This window comes from Micromonospora sp. NPDC004336 (assembly GCF_053602615.1).
The window spans coordinates 1-15376 of record NZ_JBSGDY010000153.1; the positions used below are offsets into that span (position 1 = coordinate 1).

The following is a 15376-nucleotide window of genomic DNA, read 5'->3' on the forward strand; positions in this document are numbered from 1 at the left end:
GCCGCGACCGCCGTCGGCAGCAGGACCCGCGCGGTGGCGAACGGGTCGGCGGCCTCGCCGGGTCGCGCCCGCTCGTCGTGCCAGAGCAGGTCGCCGCCGCGCAGCGGCAGGCCGGTGACCGTCAGCCCTCGCCGCTCCGCGAGCGCCGTCAGCAGTACGGGGTGGGCGTCCAGCAGGCGCCACAGCGCCGGCCCGACGATGGTGTCGACCTTGGCCGCCCCGACCGCGACCCGGACCAGCCGGGGCGCCCCGCCGTCGGCCGGTTCGAGGATCGCGTGCACCTGCGCCTGCACGGCGGTGTCGTGCTCGTGCACGTCGACGCCGAGCACGAGGAGCCGCCCGGAGACCTCCTCGACCGTGGGCGGGGCGGTCGCGGCCGCCGCGTCCTGGGCAAGCAGCATGCCCCGGGCCCACAGGTCGGCCCAGCGCCGGGCCGGCGGATGGGCCATCGTGGCGACCGGCGCGCAGGCCCGCAGCTCGGCGGCGAGACCGTCGAGCAGCACCGCCAGCCGACGCAGGCCGGGCTCGGCGAGAACGGCCTCGACCGGTGCCGCCGCCGCGGCGACGATCTCGTGGTCGACGCCGCGCCAGCCCGTGACCGCCAGCTCGTGCAGCCACGCGCGGACCGCGGCGAGCGGCGGCGGCGCGTCGGCCACGGGCTCGGTGGGGTTCGGCGCCCAGGGGGCCCGCGCCCGACCCAGGGCCGAGTCGAGCTGCCCGAGCAGCGCGTCGTGGACCGTGCCGAGCAGCGCACTCCGCGCGCCGGCCAGGGCGACGACATGCTCCTCGGCCACCGATCCGGCGGTCACCTTGCCGGCCGCCTCGGCCACCCGGTCGCCGAGCGGGGTGGGGGCGAGCGCGCCGGCCAGGGCGGCGAGCGCCGCCGCGTCGTCCTCGCCGACCCGGGCGAACCCGCGCGCGAGGGCGCCGTCGAGGCCGGCGACGAGGTCGAGGGCGTCGGTCAGACCGGTCGGTGCGCCGTCGCGCAGGACGGCGAGCTGCGTGCCGAGCATCAGCGGCCCGCCCCGGTGGCCGGGAACCAGTGCAGCTCGGGCAGCGGGGTCGAGCTGCCCGGGAGCTCCAGGTAGGACAGGTGGCGCAGGAAGCGGCTGAACACTACGGCGGCGGGCGTCGGCTCGTGCCGCGCGTCCATGGCGGCGAGCAGTTCGGCGCCGGTGCTCGCCTCGTCGCCGACCTCGACCCGCAGGTAGCGGGCGACCCGGTCGACGCCGTACTGGAGGACGGCCTCCTCCGCGAGGGTGTGCAGGTGTTTGCACGGGGTGCCGCGCAGCCCGCCGCAGGGGCGGTTGTTGTTGGTGCTGCAGTGGTAGGCGTGGGTGCCGGCGGCGATCGACGACACGTAGACCCGCTCGACGTCCGACCCGCTGGAGACCACGCCCTGCAGCCGCCCGTCGGCCAGCTCCACGAAGGGTGCCTTGGCCAGCTTGCGGGGCCGTGCGGGCGGCACCACCCGTGCGGTGCTGCGCCGAACCCACGCGGCCTGTTCCGCGTCCGCCACTGTCCGAACCTCCCGTCCGCCGCCGCGCGGCGCCGCCGTGACCACGGCGCCGCCGGATCGGCCCGGCGTCGCCGTCACGACGAGGATCATGGACCACGGGTGCGACATCTCCGAAAGGGGCGGGCCGGGTCGGCCTCCGACCCGGGTCGCGGCCGCGGCGGGTCGCGGGCGGCACCGGCGTACGCCCCGGGCGTCGCCTCCCCGACACGATCGCCGTTCATCAGATCTCGCCTAATTAAGTTGAAGTTGATATAAATAGCGGGTGCACGCCTTCGATGTGCTCGGCGACCCGGTCCGGCGCCGCATCCTCGAACTCCTCACCAACGGTGAGGTGACCGCCGGTGGGCTCTGCGACGTGATCCGGCGCGAGTTCGGGATCTCCCAGCCGGCCGTCTCCCAGCACCTCAAGGTGCTGCGGGACAACGGTTTCGCCACCGTGCGCGCGGAGGGGACCAGGCGCCTCTACGCCGTCGACCCGGGGCCGCTGCGGGAGGTGGACCGGTGGCTCGACCACTTCCGCCAGTTCTGGACCCCGCCCCTGCAGGCCCTCGCGACCGAGCTCGCCCGAGGCATGCGCGAACGGCGACTGCGCGAGCAACCCGACGACGCGGCCGGCCCGGCGCCCGACGCGGCCGCCGAGCCGACCGTCGACGGCGCGAAGGGGGCCGCCGGGGCGGCCGGCGCGACGCGCGGCGGGGCGACCGGCGACGGTCTGAACGCGACCGGCGAGGCGGCTGGCGGGGCGACCGGCGACGGGGCGGGGGCGTGAAGGTCCGACTGCGCGCTCGCCGGTAAACGGGCGGCGTCCTGTCGGAGCCTTCGGGCACACTCTCGGGCATGTCACTCCGATCCGTCGCCGATCTCGTCGCCGCGGTGGAGGCGGGCGATGCCGTCCGCTACCTGCACTTCTGGGGTCACCGGCCGCGCCGTGACGGCAGCGTGGGGCCCGGCTGCCTGAGCCAGTGGTGGCCGGCCCCGTTCCGCGAGGGCGGCCGGACGTACGCCACCGCCGAGCACTGGATGATGTGGCACAAGGCGATGCTGTTCGGCGACACCGAGATCGCCGGGCAGATCCTCGCCGCCGGGCACCCCCACCGGGCCAAGGCGCTCGGCCGCCGCGTGCGGGGCTTCGACGAGGCCACCTGGGCGGCCCGGCGCTACGACATCGTGGTGGCCGGCAGCGTCGCCAAGTTCGGCCAGCACGACGACCTGCGGGCGTTCCTGCTGGCCACCGGCCGGCGGGTGCTCGTGGAGGCCAGCCCGGTGGACGCCGTCTGGGGCATCGGCCTGGCCGCCGACGACCCGCGCGCGGACGATCCGCGGGCGTGGCCGGGCGCGAACCTGCTCGGCTTCGCCCTGATGGACGCCCGCGACGTGCTCCGCGCGGCCGGTCCGTGAGGGGCCGGCGGCGCCGCACGCCTCGGGCGGCGCCCGCACGGGACGGGTAACGTGCTGCGGCATGACGGCGGTCGCGCACTCCCACTGCTCGTTCTGCGGCACGGCATACCCGGCGGCTGCCGGGTGGCCGCGGGTCTGCGCCGCCTGCGGGGAGACGGTCTGGCGCAACCCGCTGCCCGTCGCGGTGGCGGTGCTGCCGGTCCGCACGGCGGCGGGCCTCGGCGTGGTCGTCGTCCGCCGGGACATCGAGCCGGCGCGCGGCCTGCTCGCGCTGCCGGGCGGCTTCATCGAGTACGGCGAGGAGTGGCAGGACGCCCTCGTCCGGGAGTTGCGGGAGGAGACCGGCCTACGCGCCGACGCCGCCGACGCCCGGCTCTTCGCGGTGCACAGCGCCCCGGCCGGCGGCACGATGATGGTCTTCGGCGTGTTGCCCGAGCGGCGGGCCGACGCGCTGCCGCCCTCGGCGCCGACCGAGGAGGCGACCGAGTGGCTGGTGCTCACCGAGCCGACGGAGCTGGCCTTCTCCACCCACACCCGGGTGCTCGCCGACTTCCTCGCCCAGCACGCCGGCTGAATCCGGTCGCCCTGAACGACAGGTGCGGGGCCGGGCCGCTCGGACGGGCGGTGGTGGTCCGGCCCAGCCGACGGCTCACACCGCGAGGTAGCGGGCGGGAACCTCGTCGGTGAGCCAGACGCCGTTGGCGCTGCGGTAGAAGGCGTGGCCGTCGCGCGCCATCGCCGCCGCGTCCACGGTCAGGATCACCACCCCGCCCCGCCGGCGGGCCCCGACCTGCCTCGCGGTCGCCACGTCCGGGGACAGGTGGACGTGGTGCCGGCCGCCCCGGTGCAGGCCGACGGCGCGGATGGAGTCGAGGGCGGCGCTGCTGGTGCCGTGGTAGAGCGCACGTCGGGGTGATGGCCCGCAGCCGCACCTCGGGGTGGCGGTCAGCGGGAGACGGCGTCGTCGGCCGCCGGGGAGCCGGCAAGGTAGCCGCTGGCCTGCAGCTCGAACAGCTCCCGGTAGAGGCCGCCGGCAGACATCAGCTCGTCGTGGGTGCCGTGCTGCACGAGGCGCCCCCGGTCCATCACGAAGATCTGGTCGGCGTGCCGGACGTTGGCCAGCCGGTGGGTGATCAGCACGACGGCCCGGTCGGGGCGGCGGCGCAGGTGCTGGAAGAGCGCGTGTTCGGCGCGCGCGTCGAGGGCGGCCGACGGCTCGTCGCAGATCAGCAGGGCCGCGTCCCGGTAGAGCCCGCGGGCCGCCACGAGCCGCTGCCACTGCCCGCCCGAGAGGTCGTGGCCGTCCTTGAACTCGCGGTCCAGCAGGGTGTCGTACCCGAAGGGCAGGTCGGCGATCATGTCGTGCGCGGCCGCCGCCCGCGCAGCCTCGTGCACACTGGGCCCCGGCCGTTCGGGCGGGCGGTCGTGCCGCCCGATGCGGATGTTCTGCCGGGCCGTGAACGGGAACTTCCACCAGTCCTGCGTCATCACCGCCACCTGCCCACCGGTGTCCCGCGGATCCAGCTCGCGCGCGTCCACCCCGTCCCACCGGACGGTGCCACCGGTCGGCCGGTAGAGCCCGGCGACGAGCTTGGCCAGCGTCGTCTTGCCGGAGCCGTTCTCGCCGACGAGCGCGACCACCTGGCCGCGCCGCACCGTCAGGCTGACCTCGTCGACGGCGGGGCGCTCGGTGTCCGGGTAGCGCAGGCTCACCCCGTCCAGCTCGATCGCCTCGAACCCGTCGACCGCCCGGCCGCCCCCGGTCGGGACGCGCTCCCGGGCGCGGTCGAGGAAGTCGCGGTAGTCCTGGTAGTAGAGGGCGTCCTCGTAGAGCGAGTTGGTGGCGAGGATCGCGACGCCGAGGCTGGTGCGGGCGGACTGGAGGGCGAACAGCGCGGTCGCGGCGGCCGCCAGCGCGACCATGCCGTTCAGCAGCAGCACGGCGAGGACCGCGTAGACGCCGAAGGTGGCGAGGCCCGCGGCGGACGCGCCGAAGAGTCGGGTGGTGGTCTGCGCGCGTACCAGCCGCAGGTGGGCGCGCGTCTCGACCGCCATCATGGCGCGGTACTCGGCGAGCAGGTAGTCGCGCATCTGGTACGACCGGACCTCGGCGGCGGTGTGCCGGTTTGCCATCAGCTGGGCCAGCATCCGCATCCGCCGCTGGCGGGTGATGCGGGCCAGCATGGCGAGGTACTGCCGGCGGGCGACCCGCACGGCGGTGGCCGCCTGCGGCAGGGCCGCGAGCAGCAGGCAGGGCAGCAGCACCGGCTGGATCACCGTCACGGCCACGGCGGTGGCGAGCATCCCCACCACCCCGGTGACCAGGTTGACGGTGTGGTCGACGATGTACGCCGCCTCGCCCATGCCCCGGTCCCGCGCCCGGTCCATCTCCTCGGCGAAGCCGGCGTCGTCGAACGCGGCCAGGTCGACCGCCGTGGTGGCCTGGAAGAGCCGCAGCTCCACCTCGTAGTTGATCTGCGGGGTCAGCCGCGCCTGCGCCCAGCCGGCCGCGATCGTCAGCCCGCCCTTGGCGGTCACGGCCGCCGCCGCCACGGCGAGCGCCGGCAGCGCGGCACGGACCCGGTCCGGCGTGGGCCCGGCGGCGAACAGCTCGCGCAGGACGCCGGTCGTGGCGAGCAGCCCGAAGGTGGTCATCACCCCGGCGGCGATGTTCAGGCCGATGGAGGCGACGGTGTCCCGCCGGCTGGTGGCCCAGGCCAACGCGACCGCCTCGCGGACCAGCCGGGGCAGCCGGCGGGCGACGGCCCAGAAGCTGGTGTGGGCGAACTCGTGGGCGTGGTGCATCCAGTCGGCGTCGTCCAGCTCCGGCAGGAGCCCGGCGTCGGCGGCCGGCGGGTCGTCCTCCCCGGACGGTCGGCGTTGGCGGGTCATCGACTCCACGGACGCTCCTCGGGGCGCGGCGACAACCGGAAGCCCCGCCGGGCGGAGTGGCCGTTACGCGTCCGACCAGCGAGGACGGCACCGAGACTACTGGGCGCGACCGGTCGATGTCTCCACGTGAGCGGCGTGTCGAACGAGCGTGCTAACCGCGTGTCACCGGGGTCGGCCCGGTCGATCCCGGTGACGGCCGCCCCGGCGGCCTCGGGCCGGGGCGGCCGCGGATAGCGCCGGATCAGGCGCGGCCCGGCTGGCCGGATCAGGCGCGGGGCGGCGGGCCGAAGACGGCGGCGGTCACCTCCACCTCGATCAGCGCGCCGGGCAGGAAGAGCCGGTTCACCTCCACCGTCGTGCTGGCGGGCGGGGGCGTGGCGGTGAACAGGCGGCGCCGGACCGAGGCGTACCCGGGCAGGTCACCGAGGTCGGTCATGAACGTGCGGATGTGCAGCACGTCGGCCAGTCCCGCCCCGTGGGCGGCCAGCACGCCGTCGATGATCTCGAAGATGCGCTCGGACTGGGCGACGATGTCGTCCGGCCCGACCAGCCGGCCGTCGTCGTCGACGGCGACCTGGCCGGCGAGCACGAGCAGGGCGCCGCCGGGCAGGTCGAGCCGGGCCACGTGGGCGAACCGGTCGCCGAACGGCGCGGCGACGGTCGGCGGGTTGTCGAGGGTCAGGTTCACAGGTGCTCCCGGGTCACGAGGGTGGCGATGTCGGAGGTGGGGTCGGGGACGGCGGCCAGCGCGGCGCGGGTGGCCTGGACCAGTGGCGCCGCCACGGTGTCGAGCGCGTCGCGGGCCAGGCCGAGGTCCTTGCCGGCCAGGGCGACCGGGAAGTCGGCGTCGCGGGCGGTGGCCCGCGCGAGCACGCCGCCGAGCGGGCCGCCGGCCAGCGCGTCGAGCGCGGCGGCCGGTTCGACACCGACGGCGCGGGCGACCGCGAGGGTGTCGGCGAGGCCGCCGACCGCCACGAGCAGCGCCGTGTTGAGCACGAGCTTCAGCGCGGCCCCGCTGCCGGTCGCGCCGCAGTGGCGTACGGAGCCGAGCGCCGCCAGGACGGGGGCGACCCGGGCGACGGCGTCGTCGGGGCCGCCGGCGAGCACCCGGAGCCGGCCGGAGCGGGCGGCGGCCACGCTCCCGCCCACCGGGGCGTCGACCAGGTGGACGGTCGCGGGCAGCCGCGCCGCGAGGTCGCGGACCGCGGCCGGACCGATGGTGGACATCTCGACCAGGCAGGCGCCCGGCGGCAGCGCCTGGGCGGCGCCGTCCGGCCCGAACAGCACCGCGTCGACGGCGGCGGCGTCGGTGAGCATCGTGATGGCGACCTCGGCGGCGCGGGTGGCGTCGGCCGGCGTCCGGGCCACCGTCGCGCCGGCCTCGCCGAGCGGGGCGGCGCGGGCGGCGGTGCGGTTCCACACCGTCACCTGGTGACCGGCGTCGAGCAGGCGCAGGGCGATCGACGCCCCCATCCGACCGACGCCGAGTACGGCGATCTTCGTCATGCCGGAAACGCTAGGCGGGACGGTGCCATGCGACCAGCGAATCATCGCGATGGCTCGCATGCGTCGACCGCATGGGTTCGCGTACGCTCGACGGGTGCAGCCGTTGTCCCTGGAGGTGTTCCGGACGGTGGCCCGGCACGGCTCGATCACGGCGGCCGCCCGCGAGCTGCGCTACACGCAGTCGGCGGTCTCCCGGCAGATCGCGGCGCTGGAGGCCGACCTGGGGGTGGCACTGTTCGACCGCCTCCCCCGCGGCGTCGCGCTGACGGAGCCGGGGCGGTGCCTGCTGCCGCACGCCGAGGCGGTGCTGGAGCGGTTGGCCACGGCGCACCGGGACCTCGACGCGCTGCGCGGGCTGGGCGGCGGGCGGCTGCGGGTGGCCGCGTTCGCGACCGCGATGGCGGCCCTCGTGCCGCGCGCGCTGGCGGGCTTCCGGGCCGCGCACCCGGAGGTGGCCCTGTCGGTGGTGGAGGGACGGACGCCGGAGCTGCTGGAACGCCTGCTCGGCGGCGACGCCGACGTGGCCGTGGTGAGCGCGCCACCCGACCGGCCGCTGGACGCCGGCAGATTCGACCTGCGCCACCTGCTCGACGAGCACATGCTGGTCGCGGTGGCCCGGGAACACCCGCTGGCCCGCCGCCGCACGGTCCGCCTGGCGGAGCTGGCCGACGACGCGTTCATCGCCGGGTCGCCCGGCGGCGAGGACCCGTTGATGCGCGCCGCCATGCCTCCGGGCTTCCGGCCCCGGGTGGACATCGTCGCCGCCGACTGGACCGGCAAGCTGGGCTGCGTGGCGGCCGGCCTCGGGGTCGCGCTGGTCCCGGCGCTGGCGATCCGCGCCGCCCCGGCCGACCTGGCCCTGCTGCGCCTGCACGCCGACGACGCGCCGGCCCGCCGGGTGTACGCGGCCACCGCCGCCGGCCGCCACCGCACGCCGGCGGCCACCCGGCTGCTCGACGGGCTGGCCGAGGAGGCCCGCCGACTCCGAGCGGCCCCGCCCCGCCCGACGCGGACGGCCACCGCCGCGACGGCGACCGCCGGGCGGATATCCTCCACGGGGTGAACCCGGCCCGGCAGACCGAGCGCAAGCTGATCGCCTCGAACAAGAAGGCGCGGCACGACTACACGATCCTCAAGACGTACGAGGCGGGCATCGTGCTGGCCGGCACCGAGGTCAAGTCGCTGCGCGAGGGCCGGGCGTCGCTGGTCGACGCGTTCGCCCAGGAACACGACGGCGAACTCATGCTGCACGGCCTGCACATCGCCGAGTACGGCTTCGGCAGCTGGACCAACCACGCGCCGCGCCGCACCCGCAAGCTGCTGCTGCGGCGGGTGGAGATCGCCCGGATCCTGGAGAGGACCCGCGAGGGCGGGCTGACCCTGGTGCCGCTGTCGATGTACTTCGCGGGCGGTTGGGCGAAGGTCGAGCTGGCCCTGGCGAAGGGCCGGAAGTCGTACGACAAGCGGCAGGCGCTGGCCGAGCGGGACGCCGACCGGGAGATCGCCCGGGAGCTGGGCCGTCGCCTCAAGGGCCGCACCGCGCGGGGAAGCTGACCGGCACCACTCCTCGGCGGAGCTGACCGGCACCTCTGCCCGGGCGCGAGCACCGCGCCGCGTTCGTCGCGCCGCCGGCCCGGTCGGCGGCGTTCGCCCGTTCTCCCAGTCGCCCAGTCGCCCGACCGCCTGGTCGCCTGGTCGCCCGGTCGCCCCGCATCGGTCACGCCGCGTGGCGGCGGCGCGCCGGAGAGTCCTTGACGCCACGGGACCGGCCGTGGTCTGCTCTTCCAGACATCGGTAATGACAATCGTAGTCATTATCAGAGAGCCATGGAGGAGAAGCATGTCCCTCACCGTCCCGCCCGCCCTGCTCGACGCCGCCGAGCGCGGCCCGGTCGACGACGCCGAGTTCGTCGCCTGCGTCCGTGACTCGTTGCCGTACGCCTGGCAGACCGTCAGCCGGGTGGCGGCCGAACTGGCGTCCAGCGGCGCCGACCACGCCGACAACGTCATCCCGCCGCCCACCGAGGCCGAGCGCGGCCAACTGCTGCGGGCGCTCGCCAGCGACGCCATCCGGGCCGGGCTGGAGCGACACTTCCAGGTCAAGCTCGCCTTCCAGAACTGCCACCGGGTCGCGGCGTTCCGCCCGGCGGCCGTCGACTCCGACGCCTACCGGCGCTTCGTCTCCGCCCGGGGCCAACTGCTCAACCAGTCACCCGAGCTGCGCAACTGCTGACTCGGCGATCGCCGTCGGGCGGGACGGCACGACGCGGTGCCCACCTCCGCCCGACGGCACGCCACGGTGCCCGCCCCGCCCGAGGTCACGACGCGGTGCCCACCTCCGCCCGACGGCACGCCACGGTGCCCGCCCCGCCCGAGGTCACGACGCGGTACCCGCTCCGCCCGAGGTGCGACGAGGTGCTCGCGGCGCGACGAGGCGCGGTCGGCCCCGACCGATCGCACGACCGCCACCCCGCCGGCCCGTGACGGCCCACCGTGGAGCGCCCGCCGTCCGCTCGCGTACCGCAGATGCCCGCACTTCGGCGGGCCGCCGTGGGGCAGTCGCGAGGGCGGGGGCGGGCCTCGCCTCGCATCCGCGCCGGCGCTAGGGTGACCCGGTGATGTTCCGCATCGGCGAGGTGGCCGAGCTGCTGGGGGTCAGCGCCGACACGGTGCGCCGGTGGGTCGACGCCGGCCGGCTCAGCGCGGGCCGCGAAGAGCACGGGCACCGGGTCATCGACGGGGTCGACCTGGCCGCTTTCGCGCGTGCACGGGCGGCCGACCCCGACGAGCGGTCGGACTCCTCCTCGGCCCGCAACCGGCTACGCGGCATCGTGGTCGACGTCGTCAAGGACCGGGTCATGGCGCAGGTCGACATCCAGGCCGGGCCGTTCCGGATCGTCTCGCTGATGAGCCGGGAGGCCGTCGACGAGCTGGACCTGCGGGTCGGGTCGCTGGCCGTGGCGGTGATCAAGTCGACCACGGTGGTGGTGGAGCGGATCGCCCCGGCACCGGGCGCCCGGGGAAGACAGGGGCAGTGAGGGCCGACTCCTCCCCCACGGACGCCCCCCGCGCCGCCGCCGGTCCCCGACGCCGACGCGGGCGCCGGCTGCGCGCGATGGCGGCGGCGGCCGTCCTCGCGGTCCTGGCCGGCTGCGGCGGCGAGGGCTCCGCCGCCGGTGGCGCGGGTGTCGGCGGCACGGTGACCGTGTTCGCCGCGGCCTCGCTGACCGACTCGTTCACCCGGCTCGGCCGGGAGTTCGAGGCGGCCCACCCGGGCACCACCGTCGTCTTCAACTTCGCCGGCAGCTCCGCCCTGGCCGCCCAGATCGGCCAGGGCGCGCCCGCCGACGTGTTCGCCTCGGCGGCGGCACGGAACATGGCCGCCGTCACGGACGCCGGCGACGCCGACGGCGACCCGGTCGTCGTCGCCCGCAACCAGCTCGTCATCGCCGTACCGAAGGGCAACCCGCGGGGCGTCGCCGGGCTGGCCGACCTGACCCGCCCCGGGCTGACGGTCGCGCTCTGCGCGGAGCAGGTGCCGTGCGGCGCGGCGGCCCGCACCGCGCTCGACGTGGCCTCGGTCCGCCTCACCCCGGTCACGCTGGAGCAGGACGTCCGGGGGGCGCTGGCCAAGGTGCGGCTCGGGGAGGTCGACGCGGCCCTCGTCTACCGCACGGACGCGCTGGCCGCCGCGGCCGACGTGACGGCCGTCGAGTTCCCCGAGTCCGCCCGCGCCGTCAACGACTACCCGGTCGTGGTGCTGCGCGAGGCGCCCAACCCGGCCGGCGGGCGGGCCTTCGTCGCGTACGTCCGGGGCGAGCGGGGGCGGGCGGCGCTCACCGAGGCGGGGTTCCAGGTCCCGTGAGGCGTACCGACGGCGTGCGCGGCCCGCGCCGGGGCGGCGGGGTGCCCCTCGCGCTGCTGCTGCCGGCGGTGCTCGGCCTGGCGTTCCTCGTCCTGCCGCTGGTCGGGCTGCTGGCCCGTACGCCGTGGGCCACGCTGCCGCAGCGGCTGGCCGAGCCGGGCGTGCTGGCCGCGCTGCGGCTGTCCCTGCTGACCGCCACCCTCGCCACGCTGCTCTGCCTGCTGCTCGGGGTGCCGCTGGCCTGGCTGCTGGCCCGCGTCGAGTTCCCCGGCCGCCGCCTGGTGCGCGCCCTGGTCACCGTGCCGCTGGTGCTGCCGCCCGTGGTCGGCGGGGTGGCGCTGCTGCTGGTCTTCGGCCGGCGGGGCCTGCTCGGCGGCTGGCTCGACGCCACCCTCGGGATCTCGCTGCCGTTCACCACCGCCGGCGTGGTGCTGGCCGAGGCGTTCGTCGCGATGCCGTTCCTCGTGATCGCCGTCGAGGGTGCGCTGCGCGGGGCGGACCACCGGTACGAGGAGGCGGCGGCCACCCTGGGCGCCGGCCGGTGGACGACGTTCACCCACGTCACCCTGCCCCTGGTGGCCCCCGGCCTGGCCGCCGGCGCGGTGCTGTGCTGGGCCCGGGCGCTCGGCGAGTTCGGCGCCACCATCACCTTCGCCGGCAACTATCCCGGCCGTACGCAGACCATGCCGCTGGCGGTGTACCTGGCGCTGGAGACCGACGTGCAGGCGGCCGTGGTGCTCAGCCTCGTCCTGCTCACCGTCTCCGTGGTCATCCTGGCCGGGCTGCGCGACCGCTGGATCACCAGCCCGTGAGCGCGCCCCTGCTCGACGCCCACCTCGTCGTGGACCGGGGCGGCTTCCGCCTCGACGTACCGCTGCGGGTCGCCGCCGGCGAGGTCGTCGCGCTGCTCGGCCCCAACGGGGCGGGCAAGACCACGGCGCTGCGCGCGCTGGCCGGCCTGCTTCCGCTGAGCGCCGGCCACCTCACCCTCGACGGCGTCGACCTGGACCGGCCGGGGCGGCGCGCCTGGACTCCGACGGAGCGCCGGCCGGTCGGCGTGGTCTTCCAGGACTACCTGCTCTTTCCCCACCTCAGCGCGCTGGACAACGTGGCGTTCGGGCCGCGGCGGCGCGGGGCGGACCGCCGTGCGGCCCGGGAGACCGCCCGGGCCTGGCTGGGCCGGGTCGGCCTGGCCGAGCACGCCCACCGCCGGCCCCGACAGCTCTCGGGCGGGCAGGCGCAGCGGGTCGCGCTGGCCCGGGCGCTCGCCGTCGCGCCGACGCTGTTGCTGCTGGACGAGCCGCTCGCCGCGCTCGACGCCGCCACCCGGCTGGACACCCGGGCCGAGTTGCACCGGCACCTGGCCGCGCACCCGGGCGCCACGCTGCTGGTGACGCACGACCCGCTGGACGCCCTGGTGCTGGCCGACCGGCTGGTGATCGTCGAGCAGGGACGGGTGGTGCAGGAGGGGGACGCGGCCACCGTCACCGCCCGGCCGCGCACCGACTACGTGGCCCGGCTGGTCGGGCTGAACCTGCACCGGGGCCACGCGGACGGGCACCACGTCCGGGTCGCGGACGGGTTGACCCTCACCGTGGCCGACCGGCTCGACGGCGAGGCCTTCGTCGCCTTCCGGCCGTCGGCGGTGGCCCTGCACCCGGCGCGGCCCGAGGGCAGCCCGCGCAACACCTGGGCGGCCACTGTGGCCGGGGTGCAGCGGCACGGCGACAACCTGCGGGTGCGGCTGGACGGGCCGATCGGGGTGGCGGCGGACGTCACGCCGGCCGCCGCCGCCCAGCTCAGGCTGGCCCCGGGGCAGCCGGTCTGGGCCGCGGTCAAGGCGACGGAGACCCACGCGTACCCCGCCGTCTGAGCACGCCGGTAAGGCACGGCCGCCCGCGGGCGCGCGGGCAGCGGTGCGGAGCCGGCCCACGGCAGCGACGCCGGTCCATGGCGCCGGTCCGCGGGGCTGGCCTGGTCGCTGCCGGCAGGGACGCGGTCAAGCGGTAGCCGGCCCGCCGGCGAGAACGCTCGTCGGGGTGGCGAACGCCCCTCGTTGCGGTGGCGGGCGCCCCTGGTCAGCGCGTGGGGTCGGCGGCCAGCAGGTCGGCGTGGGCGGCGCGCAGCCGGGCAAGGCTGGAGTCGGTGCCCGGCCGGACGCGGCGGTCGAGCTCGGCCCACGCCTCGGCGAGGGCGGCGGTGACCGCCCGCAGCTCGGCGGAGTGCCGCCGGCTGCTCTGCCGGTGCGCCTCGTCGAGCCGCCGGGCCCAGCCGGCGGTCACGGCGGCGAGCCGGTCGGCGTCGGCGCGGGCCTGGGCGGCCGTGCGGGCGGCGGCGGCCGGGACGATCGCGGCGACCGGCCGGGGATCGCCGTCGCGGGTGACGACGGTGACGGTGTCGGTCAGCTCGGCCAGCGCGACGAGCTGGGTGAACCGCGTGCGCGCCTCGCGCAGCGGCACCGAACGCGGCTGGTCGGTGTGCGGGGTGAGAGCGGGAACAGCCATGGATGGATGGTCGCCGCCGGGTACGACATTTCCGCTCGTCGACGGTCCAGGATGGACCCGAGGGCCGAAAAACTGCCGCGAGGCGCCCCGTCGCGGAGGGATACGCTGCCCGCCCGGCGCGCCGCGCCGCAGCCGCGGTGGGGGAGCGCCGACGCTGACGCCCGCCACGAGGCGGCGCCCGGGCCAGCCCGCACCAGGGCCGGCCCGGAACCGGGGCGAGCCACCGGACGCCTGGACAACTACAGTAAACAATCCTAATAATTGTGCATCCGTCGATCCGACGGCCCCTCGTACCGGGAGGTCCGGATGCGTCGCCCCGCCCGAAGACTGCTGCTGGCCGCCGTCGCGGCCCTCGTCACCGCCACCGCCACGACCCTGATCCTCGCCGCGCCGGCCCGCGCCGCCGGCCCGACCGCCACGTTCGTCAAGACCGCCGACTGGGGCACCGGGTGGGAGGGTCGCTACACCGTCACCAACGGCGGCTCGTCGACCATCACCGGCTGGCAGGTCGCCTTCACCCTGCCTGCGGGCACCACCCTCGGCTCCTACTGGGACGCCACGGTGACCAGCGCCGGCCAGCGGCACACGTTCACCAACCGCTCGTGGAACGGCACCGTCGCCCCCGGCGCCTCGGTCTCCTTCGGCTTCCTGGCCACCGGCTCCGGCTCCCCCACCGACTGCACGCTGAACGGCACGCCCTGCCTGGGCGGCACACCCACCGGCCCGCCGACCACGGCACCTCCGACCACCGCGCCGCCGACCACGGCACCCCCCACCACCCCGCCACCGACCACTCCGCCGCCCACCACCCCGCCACCGACGACCCCGCCGCCCACCACTCCGCCGGCCGGCGGGCTGCCCCGGCACGCGCTGATCGGCTACCTGCACGCCAGCTTCGCCAACGGCTCGGGCTACCTGCGGATGGCAGACGTGCCGGCCGACTGGGACATCGTCAACCTCGCCTTCGGCGAGCCCACCACGTCGACCTCGGGCGACATCCGGTTCCAGCTCTGCCCGCCCGCCGAGTGCCCCGGTGTCGAGACCGAGGCCGAGTTCGTCGCGGCGATCCGCGCCCGGCAGGCGCAGGGCAAGAAGGTGCTGCTCTCCATCGGCGGGCAGAACGGCCAGGTTCAGCTCACCACGACCGCCGCGCGGGACACCTTCGTCCGGTCGGTGTCGGCCATCATCGACCGGTACGGCCTGGACGGGCTGGACATCGACTTCGAGGGGCACTCGCTCTACCTGAACGCCGGCGACACCGACTTCCGCAACCCGACCACGCCGGTGGTCGTCAACCTGATCTCCGCGATCCGCACCCTCAAGCAGCGGTACGGGGCCGGCTTCGTGCTCACCATGGCGCCGGAGACGTTCTTCGTCCAGCTCGGCTACCAGTTCTACGGCTCGGGACCGTGGGGCGGGCAGGACCCGCGCGCCGGGTCGTACCTGCCGGTGATCCACGCGCTGCGCGACGACATCACCGTGCTGCACGTGCAGGACTACAACTCCGGGCCGATCATGGGGCTCGACAACCAGTACCACACCATGGGCAGCGCGGACTTCCACGTCGCGATGACGGACATGCTGCTGGCCGGCTTCCCGGTCGCCGGCAACCCCGACCGGTTCTTCCCGCCGCTGCGGGAGGACCAGGTCGCCTTCGGCGCGCCCTCCTCGCCCAGCGCGGGCAACGGCTACC

General features: G+C 76.3%; 17 protein-coding genes and 1 pseudogene. 11 read left to right on the top strand and 7 right to left on the bottom strand.

Annotation, left to right across the window (positions count from 1 at the left end; genetic code table 11):
* A partial coding sequence (locus tag ACWENR_RS24525) for a hypothetical protein (protein ID WP_452279310.1) occupies positions 1-1013 on the bottom strand: 1013 nt, incomplete at its 3' end.
* Positions 1013-1519, bottom strand: coding sequence for a hypothetical protein (locus tag ACWENR_RS24530; RefSeq protein ID WP_452279311.1), 507 nt, complete (start codon positions 1517-1519; stop codon positions 1013-1015). The genes ACWENR_RS24530 and ACWENR_RS24525, both read right to left, overlap by 1 nt.
* A 262-nt stretch (positions 1520-1781) precedes the next feature.
* On the opposite strand from ACWENR_RS24530, the pseudogene ACWENR_RS24535 reads away from it, so the two are divergent.
* The 3 genes and pseudogenes from ACWENR_RS24535 to ACWENR_RS24545 all read left to right on the top strand — a co-directional run.
* Positions 1782-2126: pseudogene (locus tag ACWENR_RS24535) on the top strand (ArsR/SmtB family transcription factor); the annotation flags it as partial.
* Between the two features lie 230 nt (positions 2127-2356).
* Positions 2357-2917: an NADAR family protein gene (locus tag ACWENR_RS24540; protein ID WP_452279312.1), complete on the top strand. Its 561-nt coding sequence runs from the start codon at positions 2357-2359 to the stop codon at positions 2915-2917.
* 61 nt (positions 2918-2978) lie between these two features.
* On the top strand, positions 2979-3491 hold the full coding sequence (locus ACWENR_RS24545) for an NUDIX domain-containing protein (protein WP_452279313.1): 513 nt from the start codon (positions 2979-2981) through the stop codon (positions 3489-3491).
* 75 nt (positions 3492-3566) lie between these two features.
* Here ACWENR_RS24545 and ACWENR_RS24550 read toward each other — a convergent pair whose 3' ends face one another.
* The 4 genes from ACWENR_RS24550 to ACWENR_RS24565 all read right to left on the bottom strand — a co-directional run bounded on the left by ACWENR_RS24550 (position 3567) and on the right by ACWENR_RS24565 (position 7315).
* Complete coding sequence (locus tag ACWENR_RS24550) at positions 3567-3866, bottom strand: RNA 2'-phosphotransferase (protein ID WP_452279323.1); 300 nt, start codon at positions 3864-3866, stop codon at positions 3567-3569.
* Entirely contained in the window at positions 3863-5809 is a 1947-nt protein-coding gene (locus ACWENR_RS24555; RefSeq protein WP_452279324.1) for an ABC transporter ATP-binding protein, read from the bottom strand. The genes ACWENR_RS24550 and ACWENR_RS24555 overlap by 4 nt, the downstream gene beginning before the upstream one ends.
* 265 nt (positions 5810-6074) lie before the next feature.
* Entirely contained in the window at positions 6075-6497 is a 423-nt protein-coding gene (locus ACWENR_RS24560) for a RidA family protein (RefSeq protein ID WP_452279314.1), read from the bottom strand.
* Positions 6494-7315: an NAD(P)-dependent oxidoreductase gene (locus tag ACWENR_RS24565; RefSeq protein WP_452279315.1), complete on the bottom strand. Its 822-nt coding sequence runs from the start codon at positions 7313-7315 to the stop codon at positions 6494-6496. Before ACWENR_RS24565 ends, ACWENR_RS24560 begins: the two co-directional genes overlap by 4 nt.
* A 94-nt stretch (positions 7316-7409) precedes the next feature.
* Here ACWENR_RS24565 and ACWENR_RS24570 point away from each other — a divergent pair, with 94 nt between their 5' ends.
* From ACWENR_RS24570 to ACWENR_RS24600, 7 genes are all read left to right on the top strand, one after another.
* Positions 7410-8378: a LysR family transcriptional regulator gene (locus ACWENR_RS24570; RefSeq protein ID WP_452279316.1), complete on the top strand. Its 969-nt coding sequence runs from the start codon at positions 7410-7412 to the stop codon at positions 8376-8378.
* Entirely contained in the window at positions 8375-8869 is a 495-nt protein-coding gene (smpB, locus tag ACWENR_RS24575; RefSeq protein ID WP_452279317.1) for an SsrA-binding protein SmpB, read from the top strand. The genes ACWENR_RS24570 and smpB overlap by 4 nt, the downstream gene beginning before the upstream one ends.
* A gap of 285 nt (positions 8870-9154) precedes the next feature.
* Positions 9155-9547 (top strand): SCO5389 family protein, encoded by a 393-nt coding sequence (locus ACWENR_RS24580; RefSeq protein WP_452279318.1) that lies wholly within the window; start codon positions 9155-9157, stop codon positions 9545-9547.
* A gap of 385 nt (positions 9548-9932) precedes the next feature.
* A complete protein-coding gene (locus tag ACWENR_RS24585) occupies positions 9933-10352 on the top strand; it encodes a TOBE domain-containing protein (RefSeq protein WP_452279325.1) in 420 nt (139 codons plus the stop codon).
* Positions 10353-10429: 77 nt separating this feature from the next.
* Positions 10430-11179 (top strand): molybdate ABC transporter substrate-binding protein, encoded by a 750-nt coding sequence (gene modA, locus ACWENR_RS24590; RefSeq protein ID WP_452279326.1) that lies wholly within the window; start codon positions 10430-10432, stop codon positions 11177-11179.
* Entirely contained in the window at positions 11176-11991 is an 816-nt protein-coding gene (locus ACWENR_RS24595; protein WP_452279319.1) for an ABC transporter permease, read from the top strand. The genes modA and ACWENR_RS24595 overlap by 4 nt, the downstream gene beginning before the upstream one ends.
* Complete coding sequence (locus tag ACWENR_RS24600) at positions 11988-13052, top strand: ABC transporter ATP-binding protein (RefSeq protein WP_452279320.1); 1065 nt, start codon at positions 11988-11990, stop codon at positions 13050-13052. The genes ACWENR_RS24595 and ACWENR_RS24600 overlap by 4 nt, the downstream gene beginning before the upstream one ends.
* A gap of 205 nt (positions 13053-13257) precedes the next feature.
* Here the strand turns inward: ACWENR_RS24600 and ACWENR_RS24605 are convergent, their stop codons facing one another.
* Positions 13258-13683: a type II toxin-antitoxin system Phd/YefM family antitoxin gene (locus tag ACWENR_RS24605; RefSeq protein ID WP_452279321.1), complete on the bottom strand. Its 426-nt coding sequence runs from the start codon at positions 13681-13683 to the stop codon at positions 13258-13260.
* A 306-nt stretch (positions 13684-13989) separates the two neighbouring features.
* Here ACWENR_RS24605 and ACWENR_RS24610 point away from each other — a divergent pair.
* The coding region (locus ACWENR_RS24610; protein WP_452279322.1) for a chitinase at positions 13990-15376 on the top strand (1387 nt) is incomplete at its 3' end.

Excerpts from the sequence above, each read along its gene's own strand:
- ACWENR_RS24540 (WP_452279312.1), top strand. The coding sequence starts at position 2,357 with ATGTCACTCCGATCCGTCGCCGATCTCGTCGCCGCGGTGGAGGCGGGC.
- ACWENR_RS24545 (WP_452279313.1), top strand. The coding sequence starts at position 2,979 with ATGACGGCGGTCGCGCACTCCCACTGCTCGTTCTGCGGCACGGCATAC.
- ACWENR_RS24555 (WP_452279324.1), bottom strand. The coding sequence starts at position 5,809 with ATGACCCGCCAACGCCGACCGTCCGGGGAGGACGACCCGCCGGCCGCC.
- ACWENR_RS24565 (WP_452279315.1), bottom strand. The coding sequence starts at position 7,315 with ATGACGAAGATCGCCGTACTCGGCGTCGGTCGGATGGGGGCGTCGATC.
- ACWENR_RS24580 (WP_452279318.1), top strand. The coding sequence starts at position 9,155 with ATGTCCCTCACCGTCCCGCCCGCCCTGCTCGACGCCGCCGAGCGCGGC.
- ACWENR_RS24585 (WP_452279325.1), top strand. The coding sequence starts at position 9,933 with ATGTTCCGCATCGGCGAGGTGGCCGAGCTGCTGGGGGTCAGCGCCGAC.
- modA (WP_452279326.1), top strand. The coding sequence starts at position 10,430 with ATGGCGGCGGCGGCCGTCCTCGCGGTCCTGGCCGGCTGCGGCGGCGAG.
- ACWENR_RS24605 (WP_452279321.1), bottom strand. The coding sequence starts at position 13,683 with ATGGCTGTTCCCGCTCTCACCCCGCACACCGACCAGCCGCGTTCGGTG.